Source organism: Parvibaculum sp. (assembly GCF_035511255.1).
In the GTDB taxonomy this organism is placed as follows: Bacteria; Pseudomonadota; Alphaproteobacteria; order Parvibaculales; family Parvibaculaceae; genus Parvibaculum.
Map to the genome: position 1 here is coordinate 1 of NZ_DATKFR010000377.1, position 3,505 is coordinate 3,505.

At 63.1% G+C, this 3,505-nt stretch carries 2 protein-coding genes; both read left to right on the plus strand.

Going from position 1 to position 3,505, the window contains the following annotated elements:
* Positions 1 to 2,365 (plus strand): penicillin-binding protein 1A (locus VMR03_RS14535; protein WP_325406454.1); only part of this gene is annotated, 2,365 nt, incomplete at its 5' end.
* Between the two features lie 107 nt (positions 2,366 to 2,472).
* Positions 2,473 to 3,505, plus strand: a protein-coding gene (gene prfB / locus VMR03_RS14540) for a peptide chain release factor 2 (protein WP_325406456.1) whose coding sequence is annotated in 2 segments (ribosomal slippage) — positions 2,473 to 2,541 and positions 2,543 to 3,505 — 1,032 coding nt annotated over the 2 segments. Because the reading frame shifts where the segments join, the coding sequence is not laid out codon by codon here. This gene is flagged as partial in the annotation.

Consider the following 3,505-nt stretch of genomic DNA (forward strand, 5'->3'; position numbering starts at 1 on the left):
CGCCAATTACGAGCCGCCGGTGATGACCCGCGTTCATGCGGGCGACGGCGAACTGATTGCCGAATATGCGCGCGAGCGGCGTCTCTACGTGCCGATCAACGCCATCCCGAAGCGGTTGATCCAGGCTTTCCTGGCGGCGGAAGACAAGAATTTCTATACGCATAGCGGCGTCGACCCTGTCGGCATCGCGCGTGCGATGGTCGACAACGTCTTCAACGTCATCCGGGATCGCCGTCTCGTCGGCGCCTCGACCATCACGCAGCAGGTGGCGCGCAACTTCCTCCTGACGCGCGATCGTAACGCGCAGCGCAAGATCACCGAGATGCTGCTCTCGCTGCGCATGGAGAAGGCCTACACGAAGGACAAGATTCTCGAGCTCTATCTGAACGAGATCTATCTCGGTACCGGCAGCTACGGTGTCGCGGCGGCGGCCCTCAATTATTTCAACAAGCCGCTCGACCAACTGACCATTCCGGAAGTCGCCTATCTCGCGGCCTTGCCCAAGGGACCGGAGAACTACAACCCCTATACCCATCGTGACCGCGCCATTGCCCGCCGCAACTGGGTGATCGGCCGTATGGCGGAAGACGGCTTCATCACCGACGAGGAAGCCGCGCAGGCTCAGGCGGAAGAGTTCACGACGGTCCAGCGGGCCGTGGGGCTGCAGCTCGTCGATGCCGAATATTTCGTGGAAGAAGTGCGCCGCGAACTCTATGCCCAATATGGCGAGGCGAAGCTCTATGAGGGCGGCCTCTCCGTTCGCACCACTATCGACACGCACCTGCAGGCGATCGTGCGTCGGTCGCTGCGCAAGGGGCTCGTCGATTACGATCAGCGCCACGGCTATCGCGGACCGGTTGCCAAGCTCAACCCCGGCGAGAATTGGCAGGAGGCGTTGCAGAAGCAGGACTTCGCGGAGGATCTCGCGCCCTGGACACTCGGCGTCGTGCTCGACCTGACACCCACCAGCGTCAAGATCGGTCTGCGTCCCGACCGCTTGTCCAACGGTAAATTTTCGACCGAGGTGAAGACCGGCGCCATTCCCTTTGCCGAGATGAGCTGGGCGAGGCAGTCGATCAAGGACATCTATCTCGGACCGGTTCTGAAGCAACCTTCGGATGCGCTGGCCGTCGGCGACGTCATCTATGTCGAACCGATCTTCAAGAAGGGCGAGCGTACGCCCGATCATTATGCCATGCGGCAGATTCCCGCCGTCAACGGGTCGGTGATCGCGATGGACCCGCATACGGGCCGTGTGCTTGCGATGCAGGGCGGCTTCAGCTTCGACAAGAGCGAGTTCAATCGCGCCACGCAGGCGTTGCGCCAGCCGGGCTCGTCGTTCAAACCCTTCGTCTATGCGGCGGCGCTCGACAATGGCTTCACGCCCGCAAGCCTCGTGCTCGACGCGCCCTTCGTCATGGATCAGGGGCCGGGGCTCGCGCTCTGGAAGCCGGAAAATTACGAGCGCGATTTCTTCGGGCCTTCGACGTTGCGCTTCGGCCTCGAGCATTCGCGCAACGTCATGACGGTACGGCTCGCGCAGGCGGTCGGCATGGACAAGATCGCCAATTACGCGCATCGCTTCGGTATCACCGACAATATGTCGCCGGTTCTGTCGATGTCGCTCGGCGCGGGCGAGACGACGCTGATGCGGCTCGCGGCCGCCTATGCGGTGTTTGACAATGGCGGCAAGAAAGTGACGCCGACGCTGATCGACCGTGTACAGGACCGGTGGGGGCGGACGATCTACAAGCACGACAATCGACCGTGCCCTGACTGTAACGCGGATTGGTCGAACCAGTCGCCGCCCGAGCTGCCGGACGACCGGGAGCAGATCGAAAGCGCGCAGACCGCCTATCAGATCACGTCGATGCTCGAAGGTGTCGTTCAGCGCGGAACGGGATCGGCGGTGAAGGCGGTTCCGGTGCCGCTCGCGGGCAAGACGGGAACGTCGAGCGACGAGCGCGACGCATGGTTCATGGGCTACTCCCCGAACCTGGTCGTCGGCGTCTTCGTCGGTTACGACAATCCAACCCCCCTCGGCAAGGCGGAGACCGGAGGGCGCACGGCGGCGCCCGTCTTCCGCGACATCATGCAGGCCGAGATCGGCAGCGAGCCGGCAATCCCGTTTCGGATTCCGCCCGGGATCAGCCTCGTGAAGGTCGATCACAGGACGGGCCAGCTTGCGTCGTCGAGCGATCCGGACGTCATTCTCGAAGCCTTCAAGGAGGGCACCGAGCCGCAGAGTTCCTCGTCCTCGTCGCTCGGCGTCGTCACGGGAACGCCGGTGACAGGTCTCGACAGCGGTGCGCCGGGCGGGAATTCGAACAGCTCGATCGACTCAGGAACCGGCGGCCTTTACTGACACGCCCGTGCCGCAACCAATCGATGCGAGGCACTGCGTGCGCGACGGGTTTACACCCGCGCTCGTTCGGCCTATTTTCCGCTCCGCATTTACGGAGGCCATGATCGATGCGCGCCGAGACCCAGAATATCGCCGATGAAATCAAGCAGTCCCTGGGACTGCTGAGGAGGCATCTTTGACTGGGATTCTGCCCGCAAGCGCCTCGATGAACTGAACGCGCGCTCAGAAGATCCCAATCTCTGGAACGATCCTGCCAAGGCTCGCGAACTGATGGCGGAGCGGACCCGTCTCGACGAGGCGATCAACGCCTATCTGCGTCTCGAGTCCGGCCTCAGCGACAATCTCGAACTGATCGAAATGGGCGAGGCCGAAGGCGACGACGGCGTCGTCAAGGAAGCCGAGACCGCGCTCAAGGCCGTGCGCGAAGAGGCACGCAAGGCGGAGATCGAAACGCTGCTCGCTGGCGAGGCCGACGGCAACGACGCCTATCTCGAGGTTCACGCGGGCGCCGGCGGTACGGAGAGCCAGGACTGGGCGCAGATGCTGCTGCGTATGTATACGCGCTGGGCGGAGCGCAAAGGCTACAAAGTCGAGTTGGTGGAGCGGCACGATGGCGAAGAGGCCGGCATCAAGTCGGCGACCATCCAGGTCAAGGGCCATAACGCCTTCGGCTGGCTGAAAACGGAGTCGGGTGTCCATCGGCTCGTGCGCATTTCGCCCTACGATTCCAATGCGCGGCGTCACACGAGCTTTTCGAGCGTCTGGGTCTATCCGGTGGTCGACGACTCGATCAACATCGACGTCAAGGAAAGCGACTGCCGCATCGATACCTATCGCTCGTCGGGCGCAGGGGGTCAGCACGTCAACACGACGGACAGCGCCGTTCGTATCACCCATGTCCCGACCGGCATCGTCGTTGCCTGTCAGAACGAGCGCTCGCAGCACAAGAACCGTGCGACAGCCTGGAACATGCTGCGCGCGCGGCTTTACGAACTCGAACTCGAGAAGCGCGAAGCCGTGGCGCAGGCGGAAGCCGCCGGCAAGACCGACATTGGCTGGGGCCATCAGATCCGCTCTTATGTTCTGCAGCCCTACCAGATGGTGAAGGACCTGCGCACCGGAGTCGAAAGCCCGACGCCG